We start from the raw sequence: 309 nt of genomic DNA, 5'->3' as shown, positions 1-309 counted from the left end.
AGCACGCTACTGAATTAAATTTGAATTTTGATTGATAAGCAACAAAAAACAAAAATTTTCTTAGGAAGAAAAAATGCTGTTCTTCCCCGACGAGTCCAGTTATGGATTGAAAAAATATTTCAGCCCCTAATAAGAGACTACACTCTTAACAAGATATTGCATTCACTGCGAGGCCCCCTTTACTTGTTTCTTTATAGCGTTCACTCATATCATGGCCCGTCTGACGCATTGTTTCTATACAAGCGTCAAGAGAAACAAAATGTTCCCCATTACCATATAATGCAAGAGAAGAAGCCGTTACTGCCTTAA

General features: G+C 37.2%; 1 protein-coding gene. It reads right to left on the bottom strand.

The genetic code is table 11. The features are described from left to right. Positions 1–145: 145 nt before the first annotated feature. Positions 146–309, bottom strand: a 164-nt coding sequence (locus ACFINC_RS11125) for an L-serine ammonia-lyase, iron-sulfur-dependent, subunit alpha (RefSeq protein WP_375617240.1), incomplete at its 5' end; no start/stop codon positions are given.

The organism is Bartonella sp. AP58NXGY, assembly GCF_042195785.1.
Classification (GTDB): domain Bacteria; phylum Pseudomonadota; class Alphaproteobacteria; order Rhizobiales; family Rhizobiaceae; genus Bartonella.
The sequence above is the reverse complement of the archived record's forward strand: the minus strand, read 5'-3'. Positions and strand labels throughout refer to the sequence as shown.